Here is a 15,527-nt window from a genome sequence, read left to right as displayed (position 1 = left end):
CGGAGTCAGATGAGCGGCACGGTCTCGACCGGGGTCTCCGTCTCCGTCCCGGCAGGGCGTGCGGGCGTGGCCGGCCAGGCCGCGAGCGGGTCGAAGCCCCGGTGGCCGCACTCCCCGAAGACGGTGACCGGCCCGCCGCCCGAGAGCGCGACGAGCTTCCACAGCGCGGGCCGGGACAGCGCGGCCGGAGCGACGGGCAGGGCCGAATCCCCTTCCGCGTCGGCCAGTTGCCAACCGTCCCGGGACGGCACGGGTATGACGTCGCGCAAGGTCACCGGCCAGGAGTCCAGCCAGGGGTCCTCGCCCAGGGCCCGCCCGTACGCGGCGATCGCCTCACCGGCCGTGACGCCCGGAGGCGGCGGCGCGCCGGCCGGTGCCGGGGTCCCGAACTGCGTCCCCAGGTCCGCCCGTAGCTGCCCGGCCCCCCGATGCGGCGTGAGCTCCGCGTCCAGCGTGGTGCCCACCGGCAGGGCCTGTCCGGGGGAGCGGCCGGCGGCCCCGAAGGACAGCAGCAGCGCGGTGCGGCGCGACTCCCGCCCGTACAGCCAGATGCGACGGGCGACGATCTTGCCCTCGGGGGTGTCGTACTGGGCGAGGACCAGCCAGTGGTCACGGACCGGCGCGCCCCCGGGCGGGGCCGGCAGCCCGATCCGGGTACGGACGGTGGCGGCCAGCGGTCGCGGCAGCCGGTCGATGCCCTGCCAGCCCGCGTCCAGCAGGTGCAGCAGCGCGCACTCCTCCAGCAGCCGCACCGGCCAGCCCGGCCCGGACGCCGGTATCGCGCCCAACTCCCGCACCCGGCCCGCGAGGCCGGGTGCCTGGGCGTCGACCATGCGGGCCGCCGTCTCCTCCCACAGCCCGTACCCCGTCTGCTCGGCCGCCGCCAGCCCGCCGCGCACCAGGTCGGTCAGGCGCCGTTCCAGCTCCTGCACGCCGCCGCCGATCCGCTCGGCCCGGCGCTCGGCCCGCCGCCTGGCAGCCTCCGGATCGGCGGGTCCGGCCGAGGCGTCCTCGCCGCCCTCCGGCCGCTCCTTCAGCGCTGCGGCCTCGGCCCGTCGGCGCCGGTCCGCCAGCCACTCAGCAGCCCAGTCCGGCGGCTGGGCCGCAGGCAGCGCCGTCTCGTCGGACGCGCGGAGCAGCAACAGGCCCAGCGCGTGCTTGCAGGGGAACTTCCGGCTCGGGCAACTGCACTTGTACGCGGGGCCGGTGGTGTCGATCACCGTCCGGTACGGCTTGCTCCCGCTTCCCTTGCACAGCCCCCACACCGCACCCGGCCCGTCCCACCCGGTGTCCGACCACGGCCCGGCCGAACCGAGCTTGTTCCCCGCCTTGCGTGAAGCGTCGTCAGGAGCCAGGGCCAGGACCTGCTCCACCGTCCAGCGCACTGCCGGAGCAGCGGTGCGCAAGGGTTCTCCCCCGTCAGTCAGCAGCATGGGTACGACGGTAGGCCGCACCACTGACAACGGCCCCGACCTGCGGGAACGTTGATTGTCAGTGCCATGGTGCACGGTGGGAAGCGAATCGGGACGACCGATCCGGAGGGGGATCCATGACCGTGTCCGAAACCACCGCAGCCGTGGGCGCCGAGGCGCTGCGCCCGCACGCCGAGGTCGCCTTCGCCGACGAGCTGAAGGCGCTCGCGGCCGCCGACGACCGCCCGAGGCCCGCCCGTTGGCGGCTGTCGCCCTGGGCCGTCGCCACGTACCTGCTGGGCGGCGTGCTGCCCGACGGCACCGTGATCACCCCCAAGTACGTGGGCCCGCGCCGGCTGGTGGAGGTCGCCGTCACCACCCTCGCCACCGACCGGGCACTGCTCCTGCTCGGTGTGCCGGGCACCGCCAAGACCTGGGTGTCCGAACACCTCGCGGCCGCCGTCAGCGGCGACTCGACCCTGCTCGTCCAGGGCACGGCGGGCACCCCCGAGGAGGCGGTCCGCTACGGGTGGAACTACGCGCAGCTCCTCGCGCACGGCCCCAGCCGCGACGCGCTGGTGCCCAGCCCGCTGATGCGCGCCATGTCCGAGGGCATGACCGCGCGGATCGAGGAGCTCACCCGCATCCCCGCCGACGTGCAGGACTCACTGATCACGATCCTGTCCGAGAAGACCCTGCCGCTGCCCGAGCTGGGCCAGGAGGTCCAGGCGGTCCGAGGTTTCAACGTCATCGCCACGGCCAACGACCGCGACCGGGGGGTCAACGAGCTGTCCAGCGCGCTGCGCCGCCGGTTCAACACGGTGGTCCTGCCGCTGCCGGCCACCCCCGAGGCGGAGGTCGACATCGTCTCCCGGCGCGTCGAGCAGGTCGGCCGCTCGCTCGACCTGCCCCCCGCACCCGACGGCCTCGCGGAGATCCGCCGCGTCGTCACCGTCTTCCGTGAGCTGCGCGACGGCGTCACCACGGACGGCCGTACCAAGCTCAAGTCGCCCTCGGGGACGCTGTCCACGGCCGAGGCCATCTCCGTCGTCACCAACGGCCTGGCGCTCGCCGCCCACTTCGGTGACGGGGTGCTGCGCGCGGGGGACGTCGCCGCGGGCATCCTCGGCGCGGTCGTCCGGGACCCGGCCGCCGACCGGGTGGTCTGGCAGGAGTACCTGGAGACGGTGGTGCGCGAGCGGGACGGCTGGAAGGACTTCTACCGCGCCTGCCGAGAGGCCTCCGTATGACCGGCGCCCCGCGCCCCGCCGGGCCGCTGCTGCTGGGGGTGCGTCACCACGGCCCCGGCTCGGCCCGCGCCGTCGGCGCCGCACTGGAGGCCGCCCGCCCCAGGGCGGTGCTCATCGAGGGCCCGCCCGAGGGGGACGCGCTGCTGCCGCTCGCCGCCGACGAGCAGATGCGGCCGCCCGTCGCGCTGCTCGCCCACGCGGTGGACGATCCCGGCCGGGCGGCGTTCTGGCCGCTCGCCGGGTTCTCGCCCGAATGGGTCGCGATCCGCTGGGCCCTCGCGAACGACGTCCCGGTCCGCTTCATCGACCTCCCCGCCGCGCACTCGCTGGCCATGACGGAAAAGGAGGAGGAGGGGCGCCGGGCGGCGTCCGAGGACTCCGGGGAAGCGGCCCCCGCGCCCGCCCCGGTCGACCCCATCGGGGTGCTGGCCGAGACCGCCGGCTACGACGACCCCGAGCGCTGGTGGGAGGACGTCGTCGAACACCGCGCCCACGACGGCGCCCCCGCCGACCCGCTGGCGGCCTTCGCCGCGCTCGGCGAGGCGATGACCGCGCTGCGCGAGGTGTACGGGGACGGCGGCCACCCCAGGGACGCGGTCCGCGAGGCCTGCATGCGGATCCAGTTGCGCACGGCGCGCAAGGAGTTCGACGACGACGTCGCCGTGGTCTGCGGTGCCTGGCACGTACCCGCGCTCCGAGCGAGGGCGACGCTCGCGGCCGACCGGGCCCTCCTCAAGGGGCTGCCCAAGGTCAAGACCGAGCTGACCTGGGTGCCCTGGACCCACCGGCGGCTCGCCCGGCACAGCGGATACGGGGCCGGTATCGATTCACCCGGCTGGTACGCACACCTCTTCGCGTCCCCGGACCGCCCGGTCGAACGCTGGATGACCAAGGTCGCCGGACTCCTGCGCGACGAGGACCGGTTCGTGTCGTCCGCCCATGTCATCGAGGCCGTCCGGCTCGCCGCGACTCTCGCCGCCATGCGGGGCCGCCCGCTCGCCGGACTGAGCGAGGCGACCGACGCCGTGCGGGCCGTGATGTGCGAGGGCTCCGACGTACCGCTCGCCCTCGTCCGGGACCGGCTGATCGTCGGCGGCACACTCGGCGAGGTACCGGACACCGCCCCCGCCGTGCCGCTCCAGCGCGACCTCACCCGCAGTCAGCGCACCCTGCGGCTCAAGCCGGAGGCGTCCGAACGGGACATCGAGCTCGACCTCCGCAAGGACACCGACGCGGCCCGCGGCCGGCTGCTGCACCGGCTGCGGATCCTCGGCGTCGGCTGGGGCGAGCCCACCGAGGGCCGGGGGAGCACCGGCACCTTCCGGGAGAGCTGGCGGCTGTGCTGGGAGCCCGAGCTGTACGTACGCGTCGCGGAGGCCGGCATCTGGGGCACCACCGTGCTCTCCGCCGCGACCGCCCGCGCCGAGTCGGACGCCCTGTCGGCCACCGCCCTGGCCGACGTCACCGCGCTCGCCGAACGGTGCCTGCTGGCCGGACTGCCCGACGCGCTGCCCGTCGTCATGCGGGTGCTCGCGGACCGCGCGGCGCTCGACACCGACGTCGGCCACCTCGCCGACGCCCTGCCGTCCCTGGCCCGCTCGCTGCGCTACGGGGACGTCCGCTCCACGGACACCGCCGCGCTCGGGGAGGTCGCGGCAGGGCTCGCGGAGCGGATCTGCGTCGGGCTGCCACCCGCCTGCACCGGACTCGACGACGAGGGAGCGGCAGCCCTGCGCCGCCAGGTGGACGGAGTCCACACGGCGATCGGCCTGCTCGCCGGTGCCGTACCGGCCAACGCGGACGGGCTGCGCGAGCGGTGGAGAGCGGTGCTGCACAAGCTCGCCGCCCGGGACACGGTCGCGGGAGTGATCCGCGGCCGGGCCGCCCGGCTCCTCCTCGACGACGGGCACCTCGAACAGGACGACGCGGCCCGGCTGATGGGCCTGGCCCTGTCGCCCGGCACACCGCCCGCCGACGCCGCCGCCTGGATCGAGGGCTTCGTCGGCGGGGCGGCCGGCGGCGGCATGCTCCTCGTCCACGACGAGAGGCTGCTCGCCCTCGTCGACACCTGGCTGTCCGGAGTCTCCCCGGACACCTTCACCGACGTGCTGCCGCTGCTGCGCCGCACTTTCTCGGCGTACGAGTCGGGCGTCCGGCGCACGCTGGGCGAGCTCGTCCGGCGCGGCCCGGCCGCCGGGGGAGGCCACGCGGCGGCCGCCGCACCCGGTGGGACGACGGCCCCCGGATTCGGCCCCGTCCTGGACGGGCCGCGCGCGGACGCGGTCGTGCCGGTGCTGCGCCTCCTGCTCGGCCCGGACACGGAAGCGGAGTCAGGCACGGAGGCGGAGGGACACGAGAACACCGAGGAACCGCTGGGGGCAACGGGATGACGACGACCAGGACGAACGAGCCGACCGCAACGGACGAGCCGACGACAACGGACGAGCCGACGACAACGGACGGGCCGACCGAGGGGGACGGTGTTGTCCGCGCCGCGCACGTCGCGGACAACGCCGAACGGCTGCGGCGCTGGCGGATGGTGCTGGGCGCGGACAGTACGGAGAGCACCGGCCACACCCCGGCCGGCCGCGACGCCGCGATGGACGGCGCGCTGACCGCGCTGTACGAGAGCGGCGGCAGACAGCCCGGCGGGCGGGGCGGCAGCGGTCGCTCGGCCGGGCTCGGCGCGTCCGCGCCCTCCGTGGCCCGCTGGCTCGGGGACATCCGTACGTACTTCCCCAGCTCCGTCGTCCAGGTCATGCAGCGCGACGCCATCGACCGCCTGGGCCTCTCCGCGCTCCTGCTCGAACCGGAGATGCTGGAGGCCGTCGAGGCGGACGTCCATCTCGTCGGCACACTGCTCTCGCTCAACAAGGTCATGCCGGAGACGACGAAGGAGACCGCGCGGGCCGTCGTGCGCAAGGTCGTCGAGCAGCTGGAGAGCCGGCTCACCACCCGGACCGCGGCCGCACTGGCCGGCGCCCTGGACCGCTCCGCGAAGGTCAGCCGGCCGCGCCACCACGACATCGACTGGAACCGGACCATCCGGGCCAACCTCAAGAACTACCTGACCCTCCCCGGGGCGGACGGCGAGGAGAGGACGGGCACGGTAGTGCCCGAGCGGCTCATCGGCTACGGGCGCGCGGCTCAGTCCGTGCGCAAGGACGTCATCCTCTGCATCGACCAGTCCGGCTCGATGGCGGCCTCCGTGGTGTACGCCTCGGTCTTCGGCGCGGTACTCGCCTCCATGCGCGCCCTGCGGACCAGGCTCGTCGTCTTCGACACGGCCGTCGTCGACCTCACCGACCAGCTCGACGACCCGGTGGACGTGCTCTTCGGCACCCAGCTCGGTGGCGGCACCGACATCAACCGGGCACTCGCCTACTGCCAGTCGCAGATCACCCGCCCGGCGGACACCGTCGTCGTACTCATCAGCGATCTGTACGAGGGCGGCATCCGCGACGAGATGCTGAAGCGGGTCGCCGCGATGAAGGCGTCCGGGGTGCAGTTCGTGACGCTGCTCGCGCTCTCCGACGAGGGCGCGCCCGCCTACGACCGCGACCACGCGACGGCGCTGGCCGCGCTGGGTGCCCCGGCCTTCGCCTGCACCCCGGACCTCTTCCCCGAGGTGATGGCGGCCGCGATCGAGAAGCGGCCGCTGCCCGTGCCGGACCGGGAGGCCCCCGCGTGACCTGCGCGACGGGCTGCCCCGGACCCCCGTACCGGGGCCGGTTTGTCCACTGCGACCCGGCCACCAGGGCGGTCTGTGACCGTAATCACCGCCCAGGGGTCAGCTGCGATTTAGGGTCCTGCGGGGCACGGGGATAACCTGCGAGATGGACATGCCGCGTATTCGGTCACCGTGTGCGCCTTCCTGGTGACAGAGCAGTCACGTTGCCCCTCGCGGCACGCCCACGCAGAAAACCAACCGCGAGACCATTTGATAAGGGACGGACGCGCGTGGACCTGTTCGAGTACCAGGCGAGGGACCTCTTCGCCAAGCACGGTGTACCGGTGCTGGCCGGTGAAGTCATTGACACGCCTGAGGCAGCCCGCGAGGCGACCGAGCGGCTGGGCGGCAAGTCTGTCGTCAAGGCGCAGGTGAAGGTCGGCGGCCGCGGCAAGGCCGGTGGCGTCAAGCTGGCCGCCAACCCCGACGAGGCGGTCGCCCGTGCGACCGACATCCTCGGCATGGACATCAAGGGCCACACGGTCCACAAGGTGATGATCGCCGAGCTGTCGCCGGAAATCGAGGCCGAGTACTACGTCTCGTACCTCCTGGACCGCACCAACCGCACCTTCCTGGCCATGGCCTCGGTGCAGGGTGGCATGGACATCGAGGAGGTCGCGGAGAAGACCCCCGAGGCCCTCGCGAAGGTCCCGGTCAACGCCGTTGACGGCGTCGACATCGTGAAGGCCCGCGAGATCGTGGCCCAGGCGAAGTTCCCGGCCGACGTGGCCGAGGGTGTCGCCGAGGCCATGGTGACCCTGTGGGACACCTTCGTCGCCGAGGACGCGCTCCTCGTCGAGGTCAACCCGCTGGTGAAGACCAAGGACGGGCGCATCCTGGCCCTGGACGGAAAGGTGTCTCTCGACGAGAATGCCGACTTCCGCCAGCCGGAGCACGAGGCGCTCGAGGACAAGGCCGCAGCCAACCCGCTCGAGGCTGCCGCCAAGGCCAAGAACCTCAACTACGTCAAGCTCGACGGCGAGGTCGGCATCATCGGTAACGGTGCCGGTCTGGTCATGTCGACCCTGGACGTCGTCGCGTACGCCGGTGAGAACCACGGCAACGTGAAGCCCGCCAACTTCCTCGACATCGGTGGCGGCGCCTCCGCAGAGGTCATGGCGAACGGCCTGGAGATCATCCTGGGCGACCCGGACGTCAAGTCCGTGTTCGTCAACGTCTTCGGCGGCATCACCGCCTGTGACGAGGTCGCCAACGGCATCGTCCAGGCGCTCGAGCTGCTCAAGACCAAGGGCGAGGCGGTCACCAAGCCGCTCGTCGTGCGCCTCGACGGCAACAACGCGGAGCTGGGTCGCAAGATCCTCTCCGACGCCAACCACCCGCTGGTTCAGCGCGTGGACACCATGGACGGCGCGGCCGACAAGGCCGCCGAGCTCGCCGCGGCTGCGAAGTAAGGAAGAGGGACTCAGACCACCATGGCTATCTTCCTCACCAAGGACAGCAAGGTCATCGTCCAGGGGATGACCGGCGCGACGGGCATGAAGCACACCAAGCTCATGCTCGCCGACGGCACCAACATCGTCGGCGGCGTGAACCCGCGCAAGGCCGGCACCTCCGTCGACATCGACGGCAACGAGGTACCGGTCTTCGGTTCCGTCAAGGAAGCGATCGAGAAGACCGGCGCGAACGTGTCCGTCCTCTTCGTGCCGCCGGCCTTCTCGAAGGCCGCTGTCGTCGAGGCGATCGACGCCGAGATCCCCCTCGCCGTCGTGATCACCGAGGGCATCGCCGTTCACGACTCGGCCGCCTTCTGGGCGTACGCCAACGCCAAGGGCAACAAGACCCGGATCATCGGTCCGAACTGCCCCGGCCTGATCACCCCCGGTCAGTCCAACGCCGGCATCATCCCGGGCGACATCACCAAGCCCGGCCGCATCGGTCTCGTGTCGAAGTCGGGCACGCTGACCTACCAGATGATGTACGAGCTCCGTGACATCGGCTTCTCGTCCGCCGTCGGCATCGGTGGCGACCCGGTCATCGGTACGACGCACATCGACGCCCTCGCGGCGTTCGAGGCCGACCCCGAGACCGACCTCATCGTCATGATCGGCGAGATCGGCGGCGACGCCGAGGAGCGTGCGGCGGACTTCATCGCGAAGAACGTCACCAAGCCGGTCGTCGGTTACGTCGCGGGCTTCACCGCCCCCGAGGGCAAGACCATGGGCCACGCCGGCGCCATCGTCTCCGGCTCCTCCGGCACCGCGCAGGCGAAGAAGGAGGCCCTCGAGGCCGCCGGCGTCAAGGTCGGCAAGACGCCGACCGAGACCGCCAAGCTGGCGCGCGAGATCCTCGGCGCCTGACGCTCACCGCGTCGCAGCAGCACCGAGCGATCGCGCCACCGAGCGCACAGACGCGGGCCCGTACCCCCGGCCGGGGGTACGGGCCCGCGTCTTTCGCGTACGCGTCCGGGCTCAGCCCACGTGGGGAACCAGCCGGGCCGGACCGTGCACCAGCTCGGCGCCGAGCTTCTTCTGGAGCTTCTTGTCCTGCGGCGTGAGCTTCTGCGGCCCGCCGAGCGCGGGCACCCCGCCGACCTTCTGGGCGGGCGACTGGGGCGTCTCGTACTTCCTGGGCGCGGTGGCCAGGGTGATCAGCGTCAGCCCGATCAGCAGCACGGTGAACGCGATCGCCGCCCGCGTCCAGAGCTGCGCCTTGCGCTCGCTGCCCGTCCGGATCAGCTCCGGGACCGGCAGTGAGGTCGCGGGCTGGGCGAGGGCGAGTGCGCCGAGGCGCTCGTGCAGGAGCGCCACCTGCTCGGCCGGTTCCGTCGGCGTCGCGAGCTCGGGCAGCCGCTCGGCGACGGCCGCCCGAGCGGTCATCAGCCGCCCCGCCGCTGCCGGAGTGCTCGCCTCCGTCTCCGCCGCGGTCTCGGGCAGCCCCAGGCCGACGCCGTCGTGGAGCAGCAGCGTGCGACGGTACGCGGGCGGCAGGGACAGCAGCGCGTCGAGCAGCGCACGCGGGCCGGGCGCCTCGGGCGGCGGATCGGCGCGGCGGTGTTCGGGGCGCAGCCGGCGCCACGGCGACATCGCGTGTTCGTAGGCGGCCGCCCGGACCCAGCCCGCCGGGTCGCGGTCCACGGCGACCTCCGGCCAGCGCTGCCAGGCGAGGTCGAAGGCCTTGCCGACGGCCTCGCGGGACAGGCTCCGGCGCCCGGTCAACAGGTAGGTCTGGCGGAACAGTGCGGCGGCGGTGTGCCGGTACAGGGCGTCGAACGCCTCCGCAGGCGCCTCCGCAGGCGCCTCGGCGGACGGCTCGGTGGGCGGTTCGGCGGGGGACTCGGCGGGCGTCCCGGCCGGGGCCGGAGAGGGCGCCGGGGGCAGCACCGGGGGCGGTGCCGGGGTGTCGGCCGGCTTCGTGACCGAGGCGGGCGCCGACGGGCGGTCCACCGAAGGGCGGTCCGCCGGTCCCGGGGCGTCTCCGGAGGCATCCTTCGACCACTTGTCCGAGGTATCCGGCTCGACGGCATCCACGGCATCCACGGCATCCACGGCGTCCACGGCGTCCACGGCCTCGACGGCGCCGACGGCCTCGGCGGGCGGCGTGGACGTCGCGTCGGCCGTCCCGATGAGCCGGGCGTATGCCTCGCGCTTGCGCCCGCGCGGACTGGTACGGCCCGTCTCCCAGGCCCTGACCGTGGCCCGGGTGACCCCCACGGCCGCCGCGACCTGCTCCTCGCTCAGTGACTTCGCCTCCCGCAGCCTGCGACGCTCCTTGGGTGAGGGAAGCGGTTGGGCGGCTGCCGTGCCGGTCGTGCTCTGTGTCATGAGGGCTCCCCGCCCGGCCTGCACTGGGTGAAAAAGTACATAAACGTATATTGAGCGACACAGCGGTCATTCGCCCGTTACATGGATTAAGCGCGTGTCGTTGGGAGCATTGCGGTGTGACCCAAGTGACCGAACTCAGCCCCTCGTTGTCGGCAGAGCAGGGACGGCCCGCCGTACTGGCCTCGGCGCTGCTGCGCGGAGTGCTCGCCGCAGGGCTCGGGCTGGGCTCCGTCGCGGTGCTCGTCATGGTGCTGTGGATCAGCTCGCCCGCCTCCGACAGCGGTCCCGGCGAGGCCGTCCACACGGCGGCCGGCCTCTGGCTGCTCGCCCATGGCGCCGAACTGATCAGAACCGACACGTTGACCGGCACCCCGGCCCCCGTCGGCGTCGTCCCCCTCCTGCTCGCCGCGCTGCCGGTCTGGCTGGTGCACCGCGCGGTCAGGGATGCGCTGGAGCCCGACGAGGGGCGCGGAGCCCCCTCGCCCGCCGCTGCGTTCGCCCTGGTGACGGCCGGATACCTGCTGGTCGGGGCGCCGGTCGCGCTCTACGCACGAGGCGGTGCGCTGTCCGCCGAGCCGCTCTCCCTGCTGTTCCCGTCGCTCCTCGTGGTGGCGGGCGCGGCGGCGGCCGGGGTGTGGACGGCCTCCGGGCGCCCGCTCGGGCCGCCCCCGTCGTGGGCACCGGTGCGGCTGCACGAGGCGATGGCGCGCTCCCTGTTCGTCCGGCGGGCGGAGGTGGTGGGCCGGTCCGCGGCGGCCGGGGTGATGGTCCTGCTGGGCGGGGGCGCGCTGGTGGTCGCGGCGGCACTGGTGTGGCACGCGGACCCGGTCCAGGACTCGTTCCTGCGGCTCTCCGGCGACTGGGGCGGGCGGTTCGCGGTGCTGTTCCTGGCACTGCTGCTGGTGCCGAACGCGGCGTTGTGGGGCGCGGCGTACGGGCTGGGGCCGGGGTTCGCGCTCGGTACGGCGGCCACGGTCACCCCGCTCGGGTTCACCGGCCGCGCGGCGGTGCCGGACTTCCCGCTGCTGGCCGCGATGCCGGCCGAGGGTGCGGGGGCGCCGCTGAACTGGGCGACCGCGGCGGTCCCGGTCGCCGCGGCGGTCACTGTCGCCTGGTTCACCGTGCGGCGGGCGGCCCCCGCCCACGGTGCGCGCGAGGAGGCGTGGAGCCTGCGGGAGACCGCGCTCACCGCCGCGCTGGGGGCGCTGGGATGCGGGATCGGCGCCGCGCTCCTCGCGGCGGCGGCCGGAGGACCGCTCGGGACCCGGGCGCTGGCGGAGTTCGGCCCCGTATGGTGGCTCACCGGGGCGGCGGCCCTGGCGTGGACGGCCGCGCTGGGCGTTCCGCTGGCGCTGCTGCTGCGGGCCTGGCGGCTGCGTGGAGGCACCGCCCCCGAAAAGCCGGCGACCGAGACGGAAGGGGCCGGGGACACGGGAGGGGCGCAACGGGCCGCAGCGACCGGGAAGAAGGAAGCCGTGTCCGCGCCCGCAGCTGCGTCCGCACCCGCGCCCGCGCTCGTGCCCGTATCGCTGCCCGGAGCGGGCGGCGACGATGCCGGCGACGCGGACGATGCCGAGGACGACGGGGACGACGAGCTGTACGACTTCCTGCCGACCGATCCCTGGCACGCGAGGGCGGCAGACGAACGGGCGGACCGGCCGGCCGAGGCCGGACCGGTCCGCCCGCCGGACGCCGCTTCCTGACCCGGCCGCTACTTCTTGACGCCGAAGAGGGGTTCCAGCGGCTTCGGCAGCAGGTCGTTGCAGGACACCTGGCCCGACTTGGTGAGGGCGTCGTTCACGCAGGTGTAGTAGTCCCGGTAGACCAGCTGCACCGTGAACGACGTCGCGACGATCGCCAGAGCGATCAGCGCCGTCACCAGACCGCTGACCGCGGCCGTGGTCTGCTGCCGGCTGCCGCGCTGCACGACGTTGGCGCCCGGTGCGCCCGGTGCGGTGGGTGCGGGAGCGGATACCGGAGCCTGGGGCGCGGCAGCGGATCCAGGAGCGTGGGCCTCGCCCGGCCCGGCGGGCTTCTCGCCGGCCGTCGAGGGGTCCTTCGGCTTGGCGCGCAGCGCGCTGATCGACCAGTAGGTCGCGAGAGCGCCCAGCAACAGGGCGATCTCCGGGAGATCGAAGATCGCGAAGAAGAAGGCCCACATGCCGGCGAGCAGGGAGTAGCGCGCCCGGCGCTGCAACGGGTCGGTCGGATCCCAGCGCATCCCGCCGGGCTTGCCCTCGGGGCCGCCCCGGCCGCCGCCCTGCCCGTTCGGCCCGGTGGGTCCGGCGGGCTGTCCGCCGAAGCCGCCGCTCTGGCGGCCCGGCTGGTGGCTGCTCCACTGGCTGCCCCAGACGGGCCGGTCGTCCGGCGAGCCGCCCTCGGGGGCGTCGCCGCCGTCCGCGCCGTCCCCGTCGTTTCCGTTGTTCCCGCCGTTGACCGGGTGGCGCGGCTGCCACGGCTGGTCCGGACGGTCCTCCGGCGGCGGCGCGAAGGGATTGTCGTCCTGCGGGCCGGACCCGGAGGAACCCGACGGCGAAGAGGACGAGGAAGAGGGAGAAGAGGGAGAGGAAGAAGAGGAGGAAGAAGAGGAGGAGCCCGGCGTGGGGGACTGGCGCTCCCGCATCAGCAGTGAGCTCGGCTCGGGCAGCGGGTGGCGGAAGGCGGTGCGGCGGCGTCGGTCCGGCATATGGTGAACGTCTTCCCCATCTCGTCATTGCCGCCCTGCGGACGGTTCGCTGTCCCTGACGCTACCTCCCGGCGAGGAGGGGCCGAAAGCTGGGCGTGTACGCGCGGTGGCCGAGAGCTGCCGCCGGTCGCGCCCGCTCCCGGCACCTGCCGGAGCGCCACCGGTCCCTCACCCCCGTCACGCAAGGGCCTCGCAAGGTGCCGGTATCGTTGCTGACGGTCGGCTCGTTCGTAGAGTTCCCCGTATCGGGGAGCGTGATTCTTTCGTACGACCGTACAAACAGCATGGCCGTCGTGTCGCCGTGCCGCTGCGCCCGCAACGAGGCGGGCGATACGGCAGCCGAAGCGGCCGCTTCGAACTGCTCCATACGCGAGAAAGGGCCCAGCCGTGGCCTCCCCGCTCTCCTCCGCCGCCCCGGCCCGACTGGTCGTGCTGGTCTCCGGCTCCGGTACGAACCTCCAAGCCCTGCTCGACGCGATCGGCGACGACCCCGAGGGGTACGGCGCACAGGTCGTGGCGGTCGGCGCGGACCGTGACTCAATCGCCGGTCTCGAGCGGGCCGAACGAGCCGGAATCCCCACGTTCGTGTGCCGGGTCAAGGACCACACGACGCGCGCGGAGTGGGATGCCGCGCTCGCCGCCGCCACCGCCGCGCACCGCCCGGACCTCGTCGTCTCCGCAGGGTTCATGAAGATCGTCGGCAAGGAGTTCCTCGCCGGGTTCGGTGGCCGGATCATCAACACCCACCCCGCCCTGCTCCCCAGCTTTCCCGGTGCCCACGGAGTGCGTGACGCGCTCGCGTACGGCGTGAAGGTCACCGGGTGCACCGTCCACTTCGTCGACGACGGCGTCGACACCGGTCCGATCATCGCGCAGGGCGTGGTCGAGGTGGCCGAAGAGGACACCCCGGAGGGCGAAGCGGCCCTCCATGAACGCATCAAGGAAGTCGAGCGCAAGCTGCTCGTCGAGGCCGTGGGGCGGCTCGCCCGTGACGGCTATCGCATTGAGGGACGAAAGGTTCATCTCGATCATGTCGGTGAATAAGCCCATCCGCCGCGCCCTGGTCAGCGTCTACGACAAGACGGGGCTCGAAGACCTCGCCCGCGGTCTGCACGAGGCCGGTGTCGAGCTGGTCTCCACCGGTTCCACCGCCGGGAAGATCGCGGCCGCCGGAGTGCCCGTCACCAAGGTCGAGGAGCTCACCGGCTTCCCCGAGTGCCTCGACGGCCGCGTCAAGACGCTGCACCCACGCGTCCACGCGGGCATCCTGGCCGACCTGCGTCTGGACACCCACCGCGAGCAGCTCGCCGAGCTGGGCGTGGAGCCGTTCGACCTGGTGGTCGTCAACCTCTACCCGTTCAAGGAGACCGTCGCCTCCGGCGCCTCGGCCGACGAGTGCGTGGAGCAGATCGACATCGGCGGCCCGTCGATGGTCCGTGCCGCCGCCAAGAACCACCCGTCGGTGGCCGTCGTCACCAGCCCCGGGCGCTACGCGGACGTGCTGGCCGCCGTCAAGGCGGGCGGCTTCGACCTGACCGCCCGCAAGCGGCTCGCCGCCGAGGCCTTCCAGCACACCGCCGCGTACGACGTGGCCGTCGCCTCCTGGTTCGCCGCCGACTACGCCGCCGCCGACGACTCGGGCTTCCCCGACTTCACGGGTGCGACCTACGAGCGCAAGAACGTCCTGCGCTACGGCGAGAACCCGCACCAGCCCGCCGCGCTCTACACCTCCGGCGAGGGAGGCCTCGCCGAGGCGGAGCAGCTGCACGGCAAGGAAATGTCGTACAACAACTTCACGGACACCGACGCCGCGCGCCGGGCCGCGTACGACCACACCGAGCCGTGCGTCGCGATCATCAAGCACGCTAACCCGTGCGGCATCGCGATCGCCGACGACGTCGCGACGGCGCACCGCAACGCGCATGCCTGTGACCCGCTGTCGGCGTTCGGTGGCGTCATCGCCGTCAACCGCCCGGTGACCGTCGCCATGGCCGAGCAGGTCGCGGAGATCTTCACCGAGGTCATCGTCGCCCCGGCGTACGAGGACGGCGCCGTCGAGGTGCTCGCCCGCAAGAAGAACATCCGGGTGCTGCGCTGCCCCGAGGCCCCGTCCGCCGAGGTCGAGGTCAAGCCGATCGACGGCGGCGCGCTGCTCCAGGTCACCGACCGCCTCCAGGCCGACGGTGACGACCCGGCCAACTGGACGCTGGCCACCGGCGAGGCGCTCTCCGCCGACGAGCTGCGAGAGCTGGCCTTCGCCTGGAAGGCGTGCCGCGCGGTCAAGTCCAACGCGATCCTGCTCGCCAAGGACGGCGCCTCGGTCGGCGTCGGCATGGGCCAGGTCAACCGTGTCGACTCCGCGAAGCTGGCCGTCGAGCGTGCGGGCGAGGAGCGGGCACGGGGCGCGTACGCGGCCTCCGACGCCTTCTTCCCCTTCCCCGACGGGCTGGAGATCCTGACCGCCGCGGGCGTCAAGGCCGTGGCCCAGCCGGGCGGTTCGGTCCGTGACGAGCTGGTGGTCGAGGCCGCGAAGAAGGCGGGCGTGACGATGTACTTCACGGGCACCCGGCACTTCTTTCACTGAGCCGCTGAACAGGCCGAAGGCCGTGCGCCCCGGAACGAGGGGAGCACGGCCTTCGGCCTGTTCGTGAGTGTGCCGCATGCTGA

General features: G+C 73.2%; 11 protein-coding genes. 8 read left to right on the top strand and 3 right to left on the bottom strand.

Annotation, left to right across the window (positions count from 1 at the left end; translation table 11 throughout):
• Positions 1–5: 5 nt before the first annotated feature.
• Positions 6–1,433, bottom strand: a complete 1,428-nt coding sequence (locus ACGFU6_RS14165; protein WP_393610732.1) for an SWIM zinc finger family protein — start codon at positions 1,431–1,433, stop codon at positions 6–8.
• A gap of 116 nt (positions 1,434–1,549) precedes the next feature.
• Between ACGFU6_RS14165 and ACGFU6_RS14160 the strand changes: the two genes are divergently transcribed.
• From ACGFU6_RS14160 to sucD, 5 genes are all read left to right on the top strand, one after another.
• A complete protein-coding gene (locus tag ACGFU6_RS14160) occupies positions 1,550–2,662 on the top strand; it encodes an AAA family ATPase (protein WP_393610731.1) in 1,113 nt (370 codons plus the stop codon).
• A complete protein-coding gene (locus tag ACGFU6_RS14155) occupies positions 2,659–5,052 on the top strand; it encodes a DUF5682 family protein (RefSeq protein WP_393610729.1) in 2,394 nt (797 codons plus the stop codon). The genes ACGFU6_RS14160 and ACGFU6_RS14155 overlap by 4 nt, the downstream gene beginning before the upstream one ends.
• Positions 5,049–6,353, top strand: coding sequence for a vWA domain-containing protein (locus tag ACGFU6_RS14150; RefSeq protein WP_393610727.1), 1,305 nt, complete (start codon positions 5,049–5,051; stop codon positions 6,351–6,353). The genes ACGFU6_RS14155 and ACGFU6_RS14150 overlap by 4 nt, the downstream gene beginning before the upstream one ends.
• Positions 6,354–6,622: 269 nt before the next feature.
• The gene (sucC, locus tag ACGFU6_RS14145) at positions 6,623–7,804 is read left to right on the top strand and encodes an ADP-forming succinate--CoA ligase subunit beta (protein ID WP_393610725.1); all 1,182 of its coding nucleotides are present in this window, start codon (positions 6,623–6,625) and stop codon (positions 7,802–7,804) included.
• Positions 7,805–7,825: 21 nt separating this feature from the next.
• Entirely contained in the window at positions 7,826–8,710 is an 885-nt protein-coding gene (gene sucD, locus ACGFU6_RS14140; protein WP_393610723.1) for a succinate--CoA ligase subunit alpha, read from the top strand.
• 111 nt (positions 8,711–8,821) lie between these two features.
• Here the strand turns inward: sucD and ACGFU6_RS14135 are convergent, their stop codons facing one another.
• Positions 8,822–10,174 carry a helix-turn-helix domain-containing protein gene (locus tag ACGFU6_RS14135; RefSeq protein ID WP_393610721.1) on the bottom strand — a complete coding sequence of 451 codons (1,353 nt, stop codon included), beginning with the start codon at positions 10,172–10,174 and terminating at the stop codon, positions 8,822–8,824.
• Between the two features lie 125 nt (positions 10,175–10,299).
• Here ACGFU6_RS14135 and ACGFU6_RS14130 point away from each other — a divergent pair, with 125 nt between their 5' ends.
• The gene (locus tag ACGFU6_RS14130) at positions 10,300–11,877 is read left to right on the top strand and encodes a DUF6350 family protein (RefSeq protein ID WP_393610815.1); all 1,578 of its coding nucleotides are present in this window, start codon (positions 10,300–10,302) and stop codon (positions 11,875–11,877) included.
• Between the two features lie 8 nt (positions 11,878–11,885).
• Here ACGFU6_RS14130 and ACGFU6_RS14125 read toward each other — a convergent pair whose 3' ends face one another.
• Positions 11,886–12,860, bottom strand: a complete 975-nt coding sequence (locus ACGFU6_RS14125) for a hypothetical protein (RefSeq protein WP_393610719.1) — start codon at positions 12,858–12,860, stop codon at positions 11,886–11,888.
• Between the two features lie 387 nt (positions 12,861–13,247).
• Between ACGFU6_RS14125 and purN the strand changes: the two genes are divergently transcribed.
• Positions 13,248–13,904, top strand: a complete 657-nt coding sequence (gene purN / locus ACGFU6_RS14120) for a phosphoribosylglycinamide formyltransferase (protein WP_393610717.1) — start codon at positions 13,248–13,250, stop codon at positions 13,902–13,904.
• A complete protein-coding gene (gene purH, locus ACGFU6_RS14115) occupies positions 13,891–15,444 on the top strand; it encodes a bifunctional phosphoribosylaminoimidazolecarboxamide formyltransferase/IMP cyclohydrolase (RefSeq protein WP_393610716.1) in 1,554 nt (517 codons plus the stop codon). The genes purN and purH overlap by 14 nt, the downstream gene beginning before the upstream one ends.
• The last annotated feature ends 83 nt before the right edge of the window (positions 15,445–15,527 follow it).

This window comes from Streptomyces sp. NPDC048462, from assembly GCF_043200175.1.
Taxonomy (GTDB): Bacteria; Actinomycetota; Actinomycetes; order Streptomycetales; family Streptomycetaceae; genus Streptomyces.
The sequence above is the reverse complement of the archived record's forward strand: the minus strand, read 5'-3'. Positions and strand labels throughout refer to the sequence as shown.

What these genes read in the sequence shown, in the direction of transcription:
- ACGFU6_RS14160 (WP_393610731.1), top strand. Translation starts at nt 1,550, where the DNA reads ATGACCGTGTCCGAAACCACCGCAGCCGTGGGCGCCGAGGCGCTGCGC.
- ACGFU6_RS14125 (WP_393610719.1), bottom strand. Translation starts at nt 12,860, where the DNA reads ATGCCGGACCGACGCCGCCGCACCGCCTTCCGCCACCCGCTGCCCGAG.
- ACGFU6_RS14165 (WP_393610732.1), bottom strand. Translation starts at nt 1,433, where the DNA reads ATGCTGCTGACTGACGGGGGAGAACCCTTGCGCACCGCTGCTCCGGCA.
- sucD (WP_393610723.1), top strand. Translation starts at nt 7,826, where the DNA reads ATGGCTATCTTCCTCACCAAGGACAGCAAGGTCATCGTCCAGGGGATG.
- ACGFU6_RS14155 (WP_393610729.1), top strand. Translation starts at nt 2,659, where the DNA reads ATGACCGGCGCCCCGCGCCCCGCCGGGCCGCTGCTGCTGGGGGTGCGT.
- ACGFU6_RS14135 (WP_393610721.1), bottom strand. Translation starts at nt 10,174, where the DNA reads ATGACACAGAGCACGACCGGCACGGCAGCCGCCCAACCGCTTCCCTCA.
- ACGFU6_RS14150 (WP_393610727.1), top strand. Translation starts at nt 5,049, where the DNA reads ATGACGACGACCAGGACGAACGAGCCGACCGCAACGGACGAGCCGACG.
- purH (WP_393610716.1), top strand. Translation starts at nt 13,891, where the DNA reads ATGTCGGTGAATAAGCCCATCCGCCGCGCCCTGGTCAGCGTCTACGAC.